Raw genomic sequence first — 17013 nt, 5'->3', positions numbered from 1 at the left:
CGATTGAGGGCTGGTTGGCGTCCCACGTCAAGGCAGCCATGTCAGCCCCGATATTGATGACCTGCATCCTACCAGCCCGGCAGGATCTGGTTCGGCTTGCTCCGCTTCATCTTGGCGAAGGCGAGGGCCGCGAAGTCGAACGTTCCCGTTTCCTCGCCAAGCGGGATCGAGATGTTGTCCAGGCTTTCCGAAATATGGCGGGCAAGCGCATCGACAATCTCCGGCCGCGAGGTCTGGCCGCGCATGATGCCGATGCGGCAGTCCGGCAGGGCGCCGAAGCCATCGGCTTCGCCCAGCACCCGCATGCCAGGCCTGAGCGCGCATTCCGGCAGCACCGAGACCGCCAGGCCGGACAGCACGGCCGCGGTGATCACGGTCGCCGAGAAGCTGGTGAACAGGATGCGGTAGTCGCGGTTCTGCTGGTCCAGCACGTCGACGGCGGCGCGCCGCCAGATGCAGTTCGGCCGGCCGAAGGCCATCGGCAGGATTTCCTGCTCGTGCGTCGCGTGGTTGGCCGAGGATACCCACAGCAGCGGCTCACGTCGCACGACTTCCGACTGGCCGCGCACATCATTGTGCGTCACCAGCGCCAGGTCGAGATTGCCGCGCTTGATGTGTTCAACCAGTCCCGGCGTCGGCTCGCAGATGACGGTCAGTTCGACGCGCGGATTGGAGCGGGTGAAACGTGCCATGATTTCCGGCAGGAAACGATCTGCATAGTCGTCCGGCGTGCCGATGCGGATCGTGCCTTCGAGCCGCTGGTCGTCGAAGGCGGCGAGCGTCTCGCGATTGAGATAGAGCAGCCGCCTTGCATAGGAGAGCAGCTTGTCGCCTTCCTCCGTCAGCCGGTTGGTGCGCCCTTCCTTCTCGAACAGCGGCTTGCCGATCCGCTCCTCCAGCCGGCGCATCTGCATCGACACCGCCGACTGGGTTCGGTGCACTTCTTCCGCTGCGCGCGTGAAGCTGCCAGTGTCGGCGATCGAGATGAAGGTCTGCAATTGATCGAGATCGAGCGGCGCTTTCATCGACATGATCCATCACTAGTGTTGATGCCAAAGATTAAAAACATTCGTTGGATTAATCAATCGGTCGATGGCAAATTCGCATTGTCCACATGAAGGCATGTGAATCGAAGCCGGAACGGCCGCTGTCGCCAGCGCCGATCGTCGGGTTTCGTCTGTTCGAGTCTGAAGGAGACCGACATGACCACGATCGATTTCGCCACCGAGACCTCGCGCATCACTTCGCGTCCGTCCGTTGCGGCGCGCGTGGTCAACACGGCCTTCAATATCTACCGCGCCTGGAAAAACCGCCGTGCTTTCTACCGCCTGGGCGAGATGTCGGATGCCGAGCTTGCCGATATCGGCCTGACGCGCGCCGACCTGCATGTCGCGATCGACGTGCCGTTCGGCCGCGATCCGACGGCAATCCTGCGTGAGATCGCCAGCGACCGCGTGGAAACGATCGAGGATATCGCCCGCAAGGTAGCCTGATTGGTTCAGTTTCGGTCTTGTTGAACCTTTCTGCGGTTCAGCGCGACCAAGTTTCATGCAGGCTCCCCACTCCCTGCCGGTTCCCCGCCGGCCTGCCTGCACGCTGCCCGGTCCTCCCAAGGATCGGGCTTTTCTTTTCTAGCTTGCCGGGAAATGGCTTTGGCCTGACGCCTATCGCCGGTCCATGTCTCGCTTGAACTGGTCGAAGATCGTTTCCACGCCCTTCTGGTAGTCGTCACGCTGCTGGGCGCCGGTCTCGAACATCTTGCCGAAAATGTCGTCGAACGGGTTCCGAGGCCGGCCGCTTGGATTGACCTGCGGCTGTGGTGCCTGGCGCGGCTGCGGCTGCGGCGCTTGAGGCTGTGGCCCCGGCTGCCCGCCGGGCAGGCCGAAGCCTCCGCCTCCGCCTTGCCGCAGCATCTCCTCGAAGATTTTCCCAAGCGGGTTGTCGCCGTATGGGCTCTGCGTCTGCTGGGGCTGGGGTCGGCTTTGTGGTTGCTGTGGCGCGCCGCCGCCGAACATATCCTGCAGCACCTTGCCGAGCGGATTGTCGCCATAGGGATTTGGCGCCGGCTGCGGCTGGCTTTGTGGTTGCGGTGAGCCGCCGCCGAACATGTCCTGCAAGACCTTGCCGAGCGGGTTGTCCATGGGGTTCTGAGGGGACGGCGCCTGGCGCTGTTGTGGCGCCGGCGCCTGCATGCCGCCCTGCCGCATCATCTGCTCGATGATCTCCCCCAGTGGATTGTTGCCGCCGCCACCCAGACCAGCCGCTGCCTGCATCTGGCTTGTCGTCTGCTTGAACAGTCCGCCCATTACCATCGACGCGATCGCGGGCAGCATCTGTTGCAGCACCTGCTGGCTGACGCCGCTCGCCTGCGCCGCCTGGCTGGCCACGGCACGCGACAAATCCTTCGAGCCGAACAGATGGCCCAGAATGCCGTTGCCCTCGTCGACGCCTTGCGGTGAGAAGGCGCGCGTCGCGTCCTCGAAATACTTGGCGTGCTGGCCGCTTGCCATCGCCGTCATGAAGGCGCCGAGCCCATAGGGATCGGCGGTGTTGCGCTGCAACCCTTGTGAAAAGGCCGGCAGCAGTGCGGCGACCGCCGCCTGTGTCTGCTGCAGCGAAAGCCCGTATTGTTGGGCAAGCGCCTGCATGCCGTTGCCGTTCTGGGCCTGCGTCAGCATGTCGAACAAGGTAGGCATCGGCTTCTCCTCCGGGAAATCCTCGAAGAGAGCCTAATTCGTTTCAACGCCCGATTGAAGCGGCTTTTGCCGCCCGTCAGCGTGCGGGGGTTAATAGGCATATTCCATGAACACAGGCTCGATCGAGCCGCCCCAGCGCGTGTGATAGGCCGACAGCATCTCCTCGGCGCTGGTGGTGCCGCGCGCCACGACCTCGTCGAGCGTGTTCAGGAACGAGGTTTCGTCGTAGCCGTCGCGGTTCTTCTTGCCGCGGTTCTTCAGCCCGGTGCGCGAAATGGCCATGACGTCGCGGGCGACCTCGCGCAGCGTGGTGTTGCGGAAGGGTGCGGAAATGCCGAGTTCAGGCACGGCATTGCGCATGGCCAGCACTTCCTTGTAGGTCCAGCTCGACGTCAACGCCTCGGCGGCATCGAGCGCCGCCTCGTCGTAAAGCAGGCCGACCCAGAAAGCCGGCAGCGCGCAGATGCGCCGCCAGGGGCCGCCATCGGCGCCGCGCATTTCCAGGAAACGCTTCAGCCGCACGTCGGGGAACAAGGTCGACAGGTGGTTCGCCCAGTCGCCCATCGTCGGCAGCCCGTCCGGCACTTCGTTGCGCGCGGCCCCGGCCATGAACTGGCGGAAGGTGATATGCGTCATGTCGTGATAGTGGCCGTCGCGGATGACGAAATACATCGGCACGTCGAGCGCCCATTCGACATAGTCGGCGAAGCCGAAATCGGGCGAGAAGCAGAATTCGAGCAGGCCGGAGCGTTGGTTGTCGGTGTCGCGCCAGATGTCGCCGCGCCAGCTCTGCAGCCCGTTCGGCCGGCTGTCGGTGAAGGGCGAATTGGCGAACAGCGCCGTCGACAGCGGCTGCAGCTTCAGCGACACCTGCATCTTGCGGCGCATGTCGGCTTCGCTCTCGAAGTCGAGGTTAACCTGGATCGTACAGGTGCGATACATCATGTCGAGACCCTTGGTGCCGACCTTGGGCATGTAACGCGTCATGATTTCATAACGCGACTTCGGCATTTTCGGCGTTTCGGCCAGCGACCATTTCGGGCTGCCGCCGAGGCCGAGGAAGCGGATGCCCATCGGCTCGGCGATCTCGCGCACCTGCGCCAGGTGTGCATTGCCTTCGCGGCAGGTCTGGTGGATCGTTTCCAGCGGCGCGCCGGAGAGTTCGAACTGGCCGCCAGGCTCAAGCGAGATCGCGCCCTGGCCTGTCGGCTCGACCAGGCCGATGATGCGGCCGTCATCGATGATGGGATCCCAGCCCAGCTTGTTCTGCATGCCTTCGAGGATGGCGCGGATGCCGCGCTCGCCGCCGTAAGGCACCGGTGCGTTGCCATCGACATAGAACGGGAATTTCTCGTGCTCGGTGCCGATGCGCCATTTTTCGCGCGGCTTGTTGCCTTCGGCTAGATGCTCGACAAGCTCGTCTACGCCTTCGATTGGCCGGAAATCGGTTGTGTCGCGCGCCATTTTCAAGCCCTCAAAGGCGGTTGGACCCACCGCCGGCGCTAAATGGACGAAATGTCAGTAGCCGATCAAGCGAAAAATCCTGAGCCACAGGTCAAGAGGAATTGAAGACCTCGGCCCGCGAGCACCTCTTGCAACAGACAACGTCCTACCAGTCGCCAATTGTCGCCTGCATCGCCGCGAGCGCGGCCACGGCCGCCGTGTCTGCGCGCAGGATACGTGGCCCGAGCGGAATGGCGGTCACGAAGGGGAGGGCGCGGAGCATCTTGCGCTCCTCGTCGGAAAAGCCGCCCTCGGGCCCGACCAGCAGGGCGAGCTTCTTCTCCTCTACCGCCTGCAAGGCAGGCAGTGGGTTGTTGGTCGAGGCGTCCTCGTCGCAGAAGATCAGCCGCCTTTCCTTGTCCCACCCGGTCAGCAGGCGCTCGAATTTTTCCGCCTCGCGAACTTCCGGCACAGCCAGGATGCCGCATTGCTCGGCGGCCTCGACGACATTGGCGCGCAGGCGATCGATGGAAGGCTTTGCCACCTGCGTGTGCTGGGTGATGACCGGTTGCAGGATGCCGGCGCCCATCTCGACCGCCTTTTGCACCAGATAGTCGAGCCGGCCCTGCTTCAGCGGCGCGAAGCAATAGATGAGGTCGGGCAAGGGCGGTTGCGGTCTTTGCGGCGCCAGTACTTTCAGCCGCACCGACCGCTTGGATTTCGCTGATATCGCCGCCGACCACTCGCCGTCGCGGCCATTGAAGACAAGGATCTCGGCGCCTTCGGCGAGCCGCAGCACATGCAGGAGATAATGGCTCTGCTGCTGGCCGGGTTCGAACTCGATGTCTGGTCCGAGGTCGTCGGGCACGAACAGACGTTGCATCTTGTAGTTGGCGCGCATGGCCGAGGAATGAGCGAGACGGCCGCCTGCGTCAAGCCTTGGCGGAAGGATGCCACACGGGTTGAAAGCCATGGCGCAGCACGGCAAGCGTCGTTTCCGGGGTCAGCAGCACAAGCGTCTCGTCCCCGAAATGATCAGGGCTGGTTGGCGGGCCGTATCCGGCAAAAGTCCATGGCAATATCTTGCCGTGGCGCAAGGCATAGGCGCTGCCGCCAGCTGCGATCATCGCGCCGTCGGGCAGGCCGGCAAGCGCATCCATCGCGACCGCAGGCCGCTTGCCGCCCGACGCCAGCCGCTCCTTATGCAGTCGCTTGTCGACCTGCGGGGCGCGCGGCTCGGCAATACCGAAGGCTTGGCCGAAGCGACCGACAAAATCCTTGGCCCGTTCACGCTGGCAAAAGAAGCAGGGGCGATGCCCGGCGGCGAGCGCCGTCACCTCGTCGAGAAAGAACAATTCGGTCCAGCCGGCCTTGCCACCGGGCCGGTTGCGGCCCATCGGCTCGCGCTGCACATTGCGGAATTGGCACACGCAGATGATCCAGGCCGGAAGCGCCCAGCGCTTTTTCAGGAGCGTCTTTGTCGCGGGGGCGTGGATGATGCCGCGATTGCCGGTGAATAGGCCGCGCTCCGGCACGGCGTGAATGGCGCCGAACGGATCGACCCGGTTCTGCAGTGGCATAGTTTTCTCCTGGGATACGCATCTTGGCTGAAACGCCGGCGCCATGATATCGCTCGCGACAGCATTTTCATGTCAGCAGGGTTTTTCGATGCGGGTGCTGGTAGTCCAGAACTACGACAATACCGGCCTCGGCCAAGTCGGTGCGGCACTGGCCGAAGCGGGTGCCGATCTTGATGTGCGGCTTCCCTACAAGGGTGATGCGCTGCCACGGGACGCAACCGGCCACGATGCCATGGTGGTGCTCGGCGGCGGCCAGAATGCGCTGGCCGACGAAGAATATCCCTATTTCCCGGCGCTGCTCGAACTGACCCGCGATTTCGCTGGCAAGGACCGCGCCGTGCTCGGTATCTGTCTCGGCAGTCAACTCGTCGCCCGCGCCTTTGGCGGCGCGAACCGCATCGGCGGCGCCAACGAATTCGGCTGGCGCGGCGTGTCGCTGACGGCCGATGCCAAGGCCGATGCGGTGTTGGCTGAGCTGCCGGAAAAGTTCCCGATCTTCCAGTGGCACGACGACACGTTCGAACTGCCGGAAGACGCTGTGCGGCTCGCCGGCAACGATGTCGCCGAAAACCAGGCGTTTCGCGTCGGCCGCGCCGTCTACGGCTTCCAGTTCCATTTCGAGGCCGACCGGCCCATGGTGAAGGACTGGAGCTCCTCCTTCGCGCCGACCATCGCCGCGCGCCATCCCGACTGGGCCGGCAAGCTCGACGGCGAAATGGCCCGCAACGGTCCTGACGCCGATGCCGCTGGTCTGGCCATCGCCCGTGCCTGGGTGGCGACGATCTAGAGCAATTCCAGGAAAAGTGTGTAGCGGTTTTCCCGGGAGAAGCGCGCAGCGCTTCCCCTTGGGAATTGCGTAAAAACAAGAAGTTAGAGCGGGTCAGAGATTCTATCAAACTCTGATCCGCTCTAAACGACCGTTCATGCTCCGCGTGACATAATTGGCACGCGACCATGAAACCGGTTGGGGAAAACCCCTTTCATCCTTGGCTTGTGTCCGCCCGCCATCCTAGAAGGCGCGCGCCCTATGTCGGCTGTGCAACCGGGATGAACCTTTTGTGTGACCCGTGCGACACACCATCGATACAGAACACACCTAGAAGCGCGAAATCGTCGAAACTTTGACACGTATTTTCCGTTTCAACGCATTGGTAACCGCCTCGTGCACAGATGCAGGAAGCTCAACAAGAGATGACCTCCGTGAAAGCAGCGCTTCTGTCCTTTGCCATGCTGTCCGCCATCGTACTTTGCGGTCTTGGTATTTATGCCGCCGATGCCGCCAACAACCACAATGCGGTTGACGGCTACGGCGTCACCGCCTCCCTGCGCTAAGCCAGGGCATCCCTCGCGCCCGGATCCCTCGCGCCCTTGGGCACCGGGGCCGTTAAGGCTCCCTTATCGATATTTCCAGGATGCGTTTGTCCGCGCCGTCAACGACGAGCGCGGTAAGCATGCCTGACTGCCAGGCAAGCGTGTCGACATTGACGCGGTTGGCCATCACTTCCGCCTCGGGGACCGGTGTGTGGCCGTGCACCACGATCTTCGGGAAGAGGCCGGTATGATCGTGGAAAACGTCACGGATCCAGATCAGGTCCTGCGGGCTTTGCTGCTCCAGGGGAATACCCGGCCTGATGCCGGCGTGGCAGAAGAAGAAGTCGCCTGATGTCACCGAGAGTGGCAGCGACCGCAGGAAGTCGACATGGCTTTGCGGCACCGCTTCGAGCAGGGCTTGATGACCCTTGCGCATGGCTGATTCCGCCTTGCCGAACCAGGCGCCGTTGCCGCTGTTGATCGTCACTCCGTAGGATTGCGCGGTCTGGATGCCGCCAAAACGGATGAAGAGCCCTTCCGGGTCGGGTGTCTTGAGAAAGTCGAGAAAGCCGATGTCGTGATTGCCGGCCAGCATCAGGTTTCGCGGATCGCGTTCGCGTGCCTCGATCAGGAAGTCGACGACGCCCTTGGAGTCCGGTCCGCGATCGACATAGTCGCCAAGATGGATGATGCGCCAGTCGGCGACCCTGTCCCTCGCAATCTCGGCCTCGATCTGGCCATGCATGGCGGCCAGCAGGTCGACCCGGCCATGCACGTCGCCGATCGCGTACAGACGCACGCCGTCCGGCCCGTGTGCGTCGAGGAAATGGATGCCGGGTTCCGCCAAGGTCTGGGTATCTCCGTGGTCAGATGTCACTGACTTAGCGTCGGAGCTGCTCCTTGCCCATGTCGGTGACCAGACGCTTTCCGCACAGCGCCAGCGTGATGTCCATCTCCTTGCGGATGATTTCCAACGCTTTGGTAACCCCTTCCTTGCCGAGCGCGCCCAGGCCGTAAAGAAATGGCCGGCCGATATAGGTGCCCTTGGCGCCCAGGCAGAGCGCTTTCAACACGTCCTGGCCGGAGCGGATGCCGCCGTCCATATGCACTTCTATTCTGTCGCCGACCGCATCGGCGATTTCTTCCAGAACCATGATCGACGACGACGCGCCATCGAGCTGGCGCCCGCCATGGTTGGAAACGATGATGGCATCGGCGCCGGTCTTGGCCGCCATCAGCGCATCTTCCTTGTCGAGGATGCCCTTGAGGATCAGCTTGCCGCCCCAGCGCTCCTTGATCCAGGCGACGTCCTTCCACGACAGCTGCGGATCGAACTGCTCCGTCGTCCAGGACGACAGCGAAGAGACGTCGCCGACGCCCTTGGCGTGGCCGACGATGTTGCGGAAGGTGCGGCGCTTGGTGCCGGCTATGCCCAGGCACCAGCGCGGCTTTGAGGCCAGGTCGATGATGTTGGCCAACGTCATCTTGGGCGGCGCCGAAAGCCCGTTGCGGACATCCTTGTGGCGCTGGCCGAGGACCTGCAGGTCGAGCGTCAGCACCAGCGCCGAGCACTTCGCCGCCTTCGCCCGGTCGATCAAATCGAGCACGAAATCCTTGTCGCGCAGCACATAGAGCTGGAACCAGAACGGTTTCTTCGTCACCGAGGCGACATCCTCGATCGAACAGATGCTCATCGTCGAGAGCGTGAACGGCACGCCGAATTCCTCTGCCGCCTGCGCTGCCAGCATCTCGCCGTCGGCATGCTGCATGCCGGTCATGCCGGTCGGCGCCAGCGCCACCGGCATCGACACTTTCTGGCCGATCATGGTCGATTCCAGCGAGCGGTTGCTCATGTCGACCAGCACGCGCTGGCGGAACTTGATCTTCTGAAAGTCTTCCTCGTTCGCCCGGTAGGTGCTCTCGGTCCAGGCGCCCGAGTCGGCATAGTCGAAGAACATCTTGGGCACGCGCCGGCGCGCGAGATCCTTGAGGTCTGCGATGGTCAGAATGTCGCTCATGGTGGTCCCCGCTTGATCGAATTGATTAGGAGCGTCTGCGCGCTGGTTCGCCGTCGCCGGCTTCCGAACGCTGCCTCAGCCTCAGCCGCGACACGCGTTGCCAGTCGCCGCTGCGTTCGGCTTCCGCCATCGAACGCTCGACATAGGTCATGTGGTCCATCGCCGCCTGGCGGGCGCCGGCCGGATCGCCGGCCTTGACCGCGGTGTGGATCGCCCGGTGCTGCGCCAGCAGCGCCTCGCGCGCGCCGGGCACGGTGAACACCAGGAGCCGGTTCTGGAACACGCCTTCCGACAGCAGCCGGTAGCAGGAGCGCAGTGTGTGCAGAAGCAGGATGTTGTGCGCGCATTCGCAGATCGCATGATGGAATTCGACGTCGATCTCGGCCTCGTCGTCGAAATCGCCGGTACGATGCGCCTCGTCCATGCGCGCCATGATGCGATCGAGCAAGGCAAGGTCCTCCGGTGTGGCGCGCCGCGCCGCGTATTCGGCGGCTATGCCTTCGATCTCGCGGCGGTATTCCAGATAGTCGGCCACCGCCTTGCGATGCGTCGAGATCAGGTCCGCCACCGGCTTGGTGAACAACTGGCCGATAATGTCGGCGACGTGCGTGCCGCCGCCCGGACGGGTCGACAGCAGGCCGCGCGCTTCGAGCGCCTTCAGCGCGTCGCGCAGGATGGGCCGCGACACATCGAACTGGCGTGCCAGTTCGCGCTCGCCCGGCAGCCGGTCGCCGGTGCGCAGCACGCCTTCGAGGATGAGGCTTTCGATCTGCTGCACCACCTCGTCGGCGGTGCGCGAATGCTCGATCCTGGAGAAAATGTCGCTCAAAGGAAGCGCCTGGAGAAGGGAATGATGTCGCGCAGATTAGAGCCTCTGTCGCCAACTGGTCAAATTATTTATCCAATTCGTCTCGTTCGGTCGATTTTCGCGCCGCGCCGGCATATCGCCTCGCGCTAAATTTTGCTGTTTACGTCCCTTGCCGATTGCCGCAAGACGACGCCATTGCACGAAGGGTCGAAACCAGGGGGACCAGACGTGTCGGACGAGACGTCCAATCTTGAATTCCAGCCGCGCAGCCAGGGCAGCGTCATGGGCTTTCCGGCGCATGAAGGCCGGCCCGGCGCGCTCGGCGAGGTTCACGCCCGCCCCCATCCGCTGGTCGAGAAGCCGCGCGTGCTTGTCCAACTCTCCTTCATGACCGAAGGCGGCTCAGCGGTCGACCACGCCGTGCTTTCGGAACTGTCGCGCCGTCTCGGCATCGCCGCTCCCGAGCGTCACGCCCGCCACCACGCCATGAAATGGGGCAAGGGGACGCTGCGCTGGGAGCGGCACACGGAATTCTCGACCTATCTCTGGGAAGGGCCGCTGGCCGAGAATGGCCGGGGGCAAGAGGATTCGCCCTTTGGCAATGGCTTTTCGCCGCCGGGAACCGTCATCTCGGGCATCCGGCTCGAGATCCGCAAATGGACGCAGGCGAGCGAGAGGCAGGTCGCCGGCTTCGACCCGACCAGCCTCTGTTACTCGCTTGTCGAGCGTGGCAGCGCGGCCATCGTCACCGACTTCCGCCAGGACGGCGACGGCATGACCCGCATGCTGGTGCTCGACCGCGGCCTGACCCCGGCCAGCACCGGCGCGCTGTCGCAGCGGCTGATCGATATCGAGACCTACCGCACGCTTGCCATGCTCGGCCTGCCGCTGGCGCTCACCTTGTCCGGCCGCGCCCGCCGCATCGAGGACCGCTTGGCGCAGACGACGCTGGAAATGAAGGTCGCCGAGACCCGCGACAACCAGACGCTGCTCGCCGGTCTGACGGAGCTTGCCGCCGAACTGGAGGCCGATGCCGCTTCCAGCCTCTACCGCTTCGGCGCCAGCCGCGCCTATGACGGCATCGTCACAGAAAGACTGGAGGCGCTGGATGAGGAGCCCGTGCAGGGCTACGACACCTGGGCGGGCTTTCTGCTGCGGCGCATGGCACCAGCCATGCGCACCTGCCGCTCGGTCGAGGAGCGCCAGGCCAATTTGTCGCGCAAGCTGACCCGTGCCACCACGCTGCTGCGGACCTGGGTCGACGTCGAGGTCGAGAAGCAGAACCGCGACCTGCTCGCCTCGATGAACAACCGCGCCCGCCTGCAACTGCGGCTGCAGCAGACCGTCGAAGGCCTTTCGGTCGCCGCCGTCTCCTATTACGTTGTCGGCCTCATCGGCTATGTCGCCAAGGGCGCGTCGGTCTTTGGCCACGCCTTCGCGCCCGAGGTCGTCACCGCCGCCTCGGTGCCGTTCGCCATCCTGCTGGTCTGGTGGGGCGTGCGCCGCGTGCGACGGATGCATTCCGAGCCGGCGAAACATCCGGGCGAATAGTCCGCGCCATGCTTCGGACGCAACGGATGTGCAGCGGCAGATTGCCGCTGCGGAAGCTTTGCCTGCATCCGCCGCCCTGACGCCACCAAAGCAAGATTTGCAACAAATGCCGCTAGCTGGTAAATCATTTTTACCAGTCGAGTGGAGGAAGCGCCGATGTCCGGCCTTGCCATGCCCAAGCCAGACGCAGAGACGCTGCGCCGGCGCAGCGAAATCGTCGCCGACATGCGCATCATCGTGCCGGGCGAGGGCGTGGTCGACGCGGCCAATGAAATGCGTGCCTTCGAAAGCGATGGCCTGACCGCCTACCGGCAACTGCCGCTGGTCGTGGTGCTGCCCGAGACGGTGGCGCAGGTTTCGCGCGTGCTGAGATACTGCAACGACCGCAACATCCGCGTCGTGCCGCGCGGATCGGGCACCTCGCTGTCGGGCGGCGCGCTGCCGCTGGAGGACGCGGTGCTGCTCGTCATGAGCCGGTTCAACCGCATCCTCGAGATCGATTTTCCCGACCGCATCGTCGTCGTCCAGCCCGGCGTCACCAATCTCGGCATCACGTCAGCCGTCGAGCAGGAGGGGTTTTACTACGCCCCCGATCCATCCTCCCAGATCGCCTGCTCGATCGGCGGCAACGTGGCGGAGAACTCCGGCGGCGTGCACTGCCTGAAATACGGCCTCACCGCCAACAATGTGCTCGGCATCGAGATGGTTCTGATGAATGGCGAGGTGGTGCGGCTCGGCGGCGGTCACCTCGACGCGGAGGGCTATGACCTGCTCGGCGTCATGACCGGCTCGGAAGGTCTGCTCGGCGTCGTCACCGAGGTCACCGTGCGCATCCTGAAGAAGCCGGAGACGGCGCGCGCCCTGCTGATCGGCTTTCCGACCAGCGAGCAGGGCGGCCAGTGCGTCGCCGACATCATCGGCGCCGGCATCATTCCGGGCGGCATGGAAATGATGGACCGGCCGGCGATCCATGCCGCCGAGGATTTCGTCCATGCCGGCTATCCCCTCGACGTCGAGGCGCTGCTGATCGTCGAGCTCGATGGCCCCGGCGTCGAGGTCGATCATCTGATCACGGCGGTCGAGGCGATCGCCATCGCCAACGGCTCGACCACGTGCCGCATCTCGCAGTCCGAGCAGGAGCGGCTGAGTTTCTGGGCCGGTCGCAAGGCGGCCTTCCCCGCCGTTGGCCGCATCTCGCCCGATTACTACTGCATGGACGGCACCATCCCGCGCAAGGAACTGCCGCGCGTGTTGGCCGGCATGCGCGAGCTGTCGGAAAAATACGGTCTCGGCGTCGCCAATGTTTTCCACGCCGGCGACGGCAATCTGCATCCGCTCATTCTCTACGATGCCAACGTGCCGGGCGAACTCGACAAGGCCGAAAGCTTCGGCGCCGACATTTTGCGGCTCTGCGTCAAGGTCGGTGGCGTGCTCACCGGCGAGCATGGCGTGGGGGTCGAGAAGCGCGACCTGATGCCGGAAATGTTCAACCAGGTCGACCTCGACCAGCAAATGCGCGTCAAATGCGCTTTCGACCCCAACCATCTTCTCAATCCCGGCAAGGTCTTCCCGCAGCTGCGCCGCTGCGCCGAACTGGGCCGCATGCACGTGCATCGGGGCCAAGTGGCGTTCCCGGACATTCCGAGGTTTTGAGCGGATATGTCGGCGCGCGAACACCCCCCTCTGTCCTGCCGGACATCTCCCCCTCAAGGGGGGAGATTGGCTGTTTGTGCGCTTCGGCTTTTCTTCAACGCAGAAGATTGGCGAAACCCTGCGCGACATCTGATCGCCCCCCTTGAGGGGGAGATGTCCGGCAGGACAGAGGGGGGCGCGACGGAACTCGGCCTATCCTGTCTCCCCCGCTTCGCGGGGGCGAGGAAAGGCGCGAACTCATGACCACCTTCACCCCACTTACCCCAGCCGAAGTCCTCTCCACCATTGCCTGGGCGGCGGCGGAGGAAACGTCGCTCGAAATCCTCGGCCACGGCTCCAAGCGCGGCATCGGCCGTCCGCTGCAGACCGAGCACACGCTCGACCTGTCGAAACTCTCGGGCGTGACCCTCTACGAACCTGCCGAACTGGTGCTGTCGGCAAAGGCCGGCACGCCGCTGGCCGATATCGAAAGGCTGCTGGCGGACAACGGTCAGCAGTTCGCTTTCGAGCCGATGGACTATGGTCCGCTGCTTGGCGGCGAGCCAGGCAAAGGCACCATTGGCGGCGTGCTCGGAGCCAACCTTTCCGGTCCGCGCCGGCTGAAGGCGGGCGCCGCGCGCGATCATATTCTCGGCATCAACGTCGTCTCCGGTCGGGGCGAAGCGTTCAAGTCGGGCGGCCGCGTGGTCAAGAACGTCACCGGCTACGATCTGTCGAAGCTGATGGCCAACAGCTGGGGTACATTGGCCGTGTTCACCGACGTCACCTTCAAGGTGCTGCCAGCCGCCGAGACCGAAGTCACGCTCGCCGTCCGTGGCCTGCTCGACGATGCCGCCTGCGCCGCCATGGCCCTGGCGCTCGGCTCCAGCGCCGAAGTATCGAGTGCCGCCCATTTGCCGGAGCGCATTGCCGCGCGCGTCGCGGGCGGAGCGCTCGGCACTGAAGCCGCCACGCTGCTGCGCGTCGAAGGCTTTGGCCCGTCCGTTGACTATCGCATTGCAGCGCTGAAAACACTGCTCGGCAAGGCTGGGCCACTGGAGGAGATTGCCGGTGAGACCTCCAAGGCTATCTGGCGTGATATCAGGGATATCAGGCCCTTCGCGAACGGCAGCGGGAAGCCGGTCTGGCGGGTCTCGATGACGCCTGCCCAGGGCCACCAGATGGTCCTGACGCTGCGCATGCAGGCCGCCGTCAGCGCCTTCTATGACTGGCAAGGTGGGCTGGTTTGGCTGCGCATGGAGGAGGGCGATCCGGAACCCGCTTTGCTGCGCGGCCTCTTGAGAAAACATGGCGGCGGCCACGCGACGCTGGTGCGCGCCGCGCCTGCCCATCGCGCCGCGCTGCCGGTGTTCGAGCCTCAGCCGCCGGCGCTGGCGGCGCTCAGCCAGCGGCTGAGGCAGGAATTCGACCCGAAGAACATCCTCAATCCCGGCCGCATGGCCTAGGACATCAGAGATGCAGACCAATTTTTCGCCCGCACAGCTTGCCGATCCGCATGTCGCGGAATCGGAAAAGATCCTGCGCAAATGCGTGCATTGCGGCTTCTGCACCGCCACCTGCCCGACCTATGTGACGCTTGGCAACGAGCTCGATTCGCCGCGCGGGCGCATCTACCTGATCAAGGACATGCTGGAGAACGGCCGTCCCGCCGACAAGGAAATCGTCACCCATATCGACCGCTGCCTGTCGTGCCTCGCCTGCATGACCACCTGCCCATCGGGCGTCAATTATATGCATCTGGTCGACCATGCCCGCGCCCATATCCAGCAAACCTACAAGCGGCCGCTGCTCGACCGGTTGACCCGCGCCATGCTCGCCTTCGTGCTGCCCTATCCCCGTCGCTTCCGCGCGGCGCTCAAGCTGGCGAAGCTAGGCAAGCCGTTCATCGGCCTGTTCGAAAAAATCCCGGCGCTGAAGCCGCTCGGCGCGATGCTCAGGCTTGCGCCGGCATCAATCCCGGCGGCCTCGCCGATGGCCTTGCCGGGCATCCATGCCGTACAGTTAGCGAAAAGAGGACGCGTGGCCATCCTGACCGGCTGCGCGCAATCGGTGCTGGATCCCGGCATCAACGATACGGCCATCTCGCTGCTGACACGGCTCGGCGTCGAGGTTGTGGTGCCGCCGGGCGAGGGCTGCTGCGGCGCACTGGTTCATCATATGGGACGGGAGGAAGCCGCTCTTGCTTCGGCCAGGCAGAATGTCGATGCCTGGACCCGTGCCATCGATGAGGGCGGGCTCGACGCCATCATCATCACCGCGTCGGGCTGCGGCACGACGATCAAGGATTACGGCTTCATGCTGCGGCTCGATCCGGCCTATGCCGACAAGGCCGCGCGCGTGTCGGCGCTGGCCAAGGACATCACCGAGTATCTGTCCGCCATCGATCTGCCCGAACCGGTGCGCAAGCCGGGCGCGGTCGTCGCCTATCACTCGGCCTGCTCGATGCAGCACGGCCAGAAGATCACGCGTCAGCCGAAGGAACTGCTCGCCAGGGCCGGTTTCATCGTGCGCGAGCCGCGCGAGGGCCATCTCTGTTGTGGCTCGGCCGGCACCTACAACATTCTGCAGCCCGAGATTTCGGCCAGGCTGCGCGACCGCAAGGTGAAAAACATCGAGGCGACGGGCGCCGCGATCGTCGCCACGGGCAATATCGGCTGCATCACGCAGATCGCGTCCGCTGCCAGGATGCCGGTGGTGCACACGGTCAAGCTGCTCGACTGGGCCTATGGCGGGCCGCGACCGGAAGGCGTCTCCGAGGAAAGGCTGGTTGCGGCTGAGTAGCGCGGCGTTGCCCCTGTCAGAGTTACGGCAAATCCCCCTCATCCGGCCGCTTCGCGGCCACCTTCTCCCCGTCGGGGAGAAGAGGTTGACGCCGGCGGTGATAGTCTCCTCTCCCCTCGGGGAGAGGTCAGCCGAGCAAAGCGGAGGCTGGGTGAGGGGGGTGACGCCGCCCTGTCTTATTCCGCCGCCAGCCTGTCGGCCGTGCCGTAGGTCGCCTCGTAGAGCGCGCGCTGGCGGCTGAGCGCGACCATCGTGTTGCGCAGCAAGATGGCCACCGTGATCGGGCCGACGCCGCCTGGAACCGGGGTGATCCAGGAGGCCACGTGCTTGACGCTGTCGGTGTCGACGTCGCCGACGACGCGGCTGGTGCCATCAGGCCCGATTTCGGAATTGATGCCGATGTCGATGACGGCCGCACCTGGCTTCACCATGTCGGCCTTGATCAGCCTTGGCTTGCCGACGGCGACGAACAGCGCGTCGGCGCGCCGCGCATGGGCGGCGACCGACCGGGTCATGTGATGGCAGACCGTCACGGTCGCGCCTTCGCTCATCAACAGGAAGGCGATCGGCTTGCCGACGATTTCCGAATGGCCGACGACGACCACTTCCAGTCCCTTGAGGTCGAGGCCGGTTTCCTTGAGCAGTTCGACCGAGGCCGCGGCCGTGCAGGGCGCGAGGTCGAGCTGGTTGTAGACGATGTTGCCGATCGAGGCCGGGTGCATGCCCTCGACATCCTTCAGCGGATGCACCGCTGCCTGCAGCGTCTTGACCGGGATATGCGCGGGAACCGGCCGCTGGATGATGATGCCGGTGACGCGCGGATCGGCGTTCAGCCCGTGGATGGCTGCTTCCAGCTCACCCGAGGTGATGGTGGCGGGAAAGCGCCGCTCCTCGAAATCGATGCCGGCGAGCTGAGCCTTGGCGCGCTGGTTGCGTACATAGACATCGACCGCGTCGGTATCGCCGACGGTGATCGAGATCAGCTTGGGCGGGAAACCCTCGGCTTTGGCAATGGCCGCGTCCTCGCGCACGGCGGCGATGATGCGCTGGGCGACCGGGCCGCCCTTGAGATAGCGGCTGTCGTCGGAGAGGGACATAGCTCGAACCTTTGGTGGGAAGATTGTGCACTGCAATAGCAGAGCATGGCCCGGAAATCAGCCCTGAAAGCGAAA

Annotated in this window: 16 protein-coding genes; 7 read left to right on the top strand and 9 right to left on the bottom strand. The window is 64.4% G+C overall.

The features are described from left to right. Positions 1–68: 68 nt before the first annotated feature. The gene (locus tag EN850_RS25930; RefSeq protein ID WP_127280522.1) at positions 69–1025 is read right to left on the bottom strand and encodes a LysR substrate-binding domain-containing protein; all 957 of its coding nucleotides are present in this window, start codon (positions 1023–1025) and stop codon (positions 69–71) included. Between the two features lie 177 nt (positions 1026–1202). Between EN850_RS25930 and EN850_RS25925 the strand changes: the two genes are divergently transcribed. Beyond that, on the top strand, positions 1203–1493 hold the full coding sequence (locus tag EN850_RS25925) for a DUF1127 domain-containing protein (protein WP_127280520.1): 291 nt from the start codon (positions 1203–1205) through the stop codon (positions 1491–1493). A 171-nt stretch (positions 1494–1664) separates the two neighbouring features. Here EN850_RS25925 and EN850_RS25920 read toward each other — a convergent pair whose 3' ends face one another. The 4 genes from EN850_RS25920 to EN850_RS25905 all read right to left on the bottom strand — a co-directional run bounded on the left by EN850_RS25920 (position 1665) and on the right by EN850_RS25905 (position 5719). Further along, positions 1665–2696 (bottom strand): DUF937 domain-containing protein, encoded by a 1032-nt coding sequence (locus tag EN850_RS25920; RefSeq protein ID WP_135880948.1) that lies wholly within the window; start codon positions 2694–2696, stop codon positions 1665–1667. Between the two features lie 90 nt (positions 2697–2786). Beyond that, positions 2787–4160 carry a glutamate--cysteine ligase gene (locus EN850_RS25915; protein WP_135920415.1) on the bottom strand — a complete coding sequence of 458 codons (1374 nt, stop codon included), beginning with the start codon at positions 4158–4160 and terminating at the stop codon, positions 2787–2789. A 145-nt stretch (positions 4161–4305) separates the two neighbouring features. Beyond that, a complete protein-coding gene (locus tag EN850_RS25910; protein ID WP_135920412.1) occupies positions 4306–5040 on the bottom strand; it encodes a 16S rRNA (uracil(1498)-N(3))-methyltransferase in 735 nt (244 codons plus the stop codon). Between the two features lie 31 nt (positions 5041–5071). Beyond that, positions 5072–5719 (bottom strand): hypothetical protein, encoded by a 648-nt coding sequence (locus EN850_RS25905; protein ID WP_135920410.1) that lies wholly within the window; start codon positions 5717–5719, stop codon positions 5072–5074. Positions 5720–5807: 88 nt separating this feature from the next. Between EN850_RS25905 and EN850_RS25900 the strand changes: the two genes are divergently transcribed. Together EN850_RS25900 and EN850_RS25890 are read left to right on the top strand one after the other, a co-directional pair. Beyond that, positions 5808–6506, top strand: a complete 699-nt coding sequence (locus EN850_RS25900) for a type 1 glutamine amidotransferase (protein WP_136092557.1) — start codon at positions 5808–5810, stop codon at positions 6504–6506. A 404-nt stretch (positions 6507–6910) separates the two neighbouring features. After that, positions 6911–7051, top strand: a complete 141-nt coding sequence (locus EN850_RS25890) for a hypothetical protein (protein ID WP_023782442.1) — start codon at positions 6911–6913, stop codon at positions 7049–7051. 52 nt (positions 7052–7103) lie between these two features. Here the strand turns inward: EN850_RS25890 and EN850_RS25885 are convergent, their stop codons facing one another. From EN850_RS25885 to EN850_RS25875, 3 genes are read right to left on the bottom strand one after another with little or no spacing between them, the layout of a single operon-like run. Next, positions 7104–7877, bottom strand: a complete 774-nt coding sequence (locus EN850_RS25885; protein WP_136092556.1) for a metallophosphoesterase — start codon at positions 7875–7877, stop codon at positions 7104–7106. Positions 7878–7911: 34 nt separating this feature from the next. Further along, positions 7912–9048 (bottom strand): alpha-hydroxy acid oxidase, encoded by a 1137-nt coding sequence (locus EN850_RS25880; protein WP_127279737.1) that lies wholly within the window; start codon positions 9046–9048, stop codon positions 7912–7914. Between the two features lie 25 nt (positions 9049–9073). After that, a complete protein-coding gene (locus EN850_RS25875) occupies positions 9074–9877 on the bottom strand; it encodes an FCD domain-containing protein (protein ID WP_127870930.1) in 804 nt (267 codons plus the stop codon). Between the two features lie 207 nt (positions 9878–10084). Between EN850_RS25875 and EN850_RS25870 the strand changes: the two genes are divergently transcribed. The 4 genes from EN850_RS25870 (at position 10085) to glcF (ending at position 15841) form a co-directional block, all read left to right on the top strand. Continuing rightward, positions 10085–11407 carry a DUF3422 family protein gene (locus EN850_RS25870; protein ID WP_135861811.1) on the top strand — a complete coding sequence of 441 codons (1323 nt, stop codon included), beginning with the start codon at positions 10085–10087 and terminating at the stop codon, positions 11405–11407. 156 nt (positions 11408–11563) lie between these two features. Further along, complete coding sequence (locus EN850_RS25865; protein WP_135930446.1) at positions 11564–13060, top strand: FAD-linked oxidase C-terminal domain-containing protein; 1497 nt, start codon at positions 11564–11566, stop codon at positions 13058–13060. A 239-nt stretch (positions 13061–13299) separates the two neighbouring features. Beyond that, positions 13300–14505, top strand: coding sequence for an FAD-binding protein (locus tag EN850_RS25855; protein WP_136092555.1), 1206 nt, complete (start codon positions 13300–13302; stop codon positions 14503–14505). A 10-nt stretch (positions 14506–14515) separates the two neighbouring features. Beyond that, positions 14516–15841, top strand: a complete 1326-nt coding sequence (gene glcF / locus EN850_RS25850; protein WP_136092554.1) for a glycolate oxidase subunit GlcF — start codon at positions 14516–14518, stop codon at positions 15839–15841. A 176-nt stretch (positions 15842–16017) separates the two neighbouring features. Here glcF and EN850_RS25845 read toward each other — a convergent pair whose 3' ends face one another. After that, positions 16018–16938: a bifunctional 5,10-methylenetetrahydrofolate dehydrogenase/5,10-methenyltetrahydrofolate cyclohydrolase gene (locus EN850_RS25845; protein ID WP_127278591.1), complete on the bottom strand. Its 921-nt coding sequence runs from the start codon at positions 16936–16938 to the stop codon at positions 16018–16020. Positions 16939–17013 lie beyond the last annotated feature (75 nt).

This window comes from Mesorhizobium sp. M8A.F.Ca.ET.207.01.1.1, from assembly GCF_004794715.1.
Classification (GTDB): Bacteria; Pseudomonadota; Alphaproteobacteria; order Rhizobiales; family Rhizobiaceae; genus Mesorhizobium.
Note: the sequence above shows the minus strand (reverse complement) of the source record. Positions and strands in the feature narration are given on the sequence as shown.

What these genes read in the sequence shown, in the direction of transcription:
- EN850_RS25930 (WP_127280522.1), bottom strand. Translation starts at nt 1,025, where the DNA reads ATGAAAGCGCCGCTCGATCTCGATCAATTGCAGACCTTCATCTCGATC.
- EN850_RS25925 (WP_127280520.1), top strand. Translation starts at nt 1,203, where the DNA reads ATGACCACGATCGATTTCGCCACCGAGACCTCGCGCATCACTTCGCGT.
- EN850_RS25920 (WP_135880948.1), bottom strand. Translation starts at nt 2,696, where the DNA reads ATGCCTACCTTGTTCGACATGCTGACGCAGGCCCAGAACGGCAACGGC.
- EN850_RS25915 (WP_135920415.1), bottom strand. Translation starts at nt 4,160, where the DNA reads ATGGCGCGCGACACAACCGATTTCCGGCCAATCGAAGGCGTAGACGAG.
- EN850_RS25910 (WP_135920412.1), bottom strand. Translation starts at nt 5,040, where the DNA reads ATGCGCGCCAACTACAAGATGCAACGTCTGTTCGTGCCCGACGACCTC.
- EN850_RS25905 (WP_135920410.1), bottom strand. Translation starts at nt 5,719, where the DNA reads ATGCCACTGCAGAACCGGGTCGATCCGTTCGGCGCCATTCACGCCGTG.
- EN850_RS25900 (WP_136092557.1), top strand. Translation starts at nt 5,808, where the DNA reads ATGCGGGTGCTGGTAGTCCAGAACTACGACAATACCGGCCTCGGCCAA.
- EN850_RS25890 (WP_023782442.1), top strand. Translation starts at nt 6,911, where the DNA reads ATGACCTCCGTGAAAGCAGCGCTTCTGTCCTTTGCCATGCTGTCCGCC.
- EN850_RS25880 (WP_127279737.1), bottom strand. Translation starts at nt 9,048, where the DNA reads ATGAGCGACATTCTGACCATCGCAGACCTCAAGGATCTCGCGCGCCGG.
- EN850_RS25865 (WP_135930446.1), top strand. Translation starts at nt 11,564, where the DNA reads ATGTCCGGCCTTGCCATGCCCAAGCCAGACGCAGAGACGCTGCGCCGG.
- EN850_RS25855 (WP_136092555.1), top strand. Translation starts at nt 13,300, where the DNA reads ATGACCACCTTCACCCCACTTACCCCAGCCGAAGTCCTCTCCACCATT.
- glcF (WP_136092554.1), top strand. Translation starts at nt 14,516, where the DNA reads ATGCAGACCAATTTTTCGCCCGCACAGCTTGCCGATCCGCATGTCGCG.
- EN850_RS25845 (WP_127278591.1), bottom strand. Translation starts at nt 16,938, where the DNA reads ATGTCCCTCTCCGACGACAGCCGCTATCTCAAGGGCGGCCCGGTCGCC.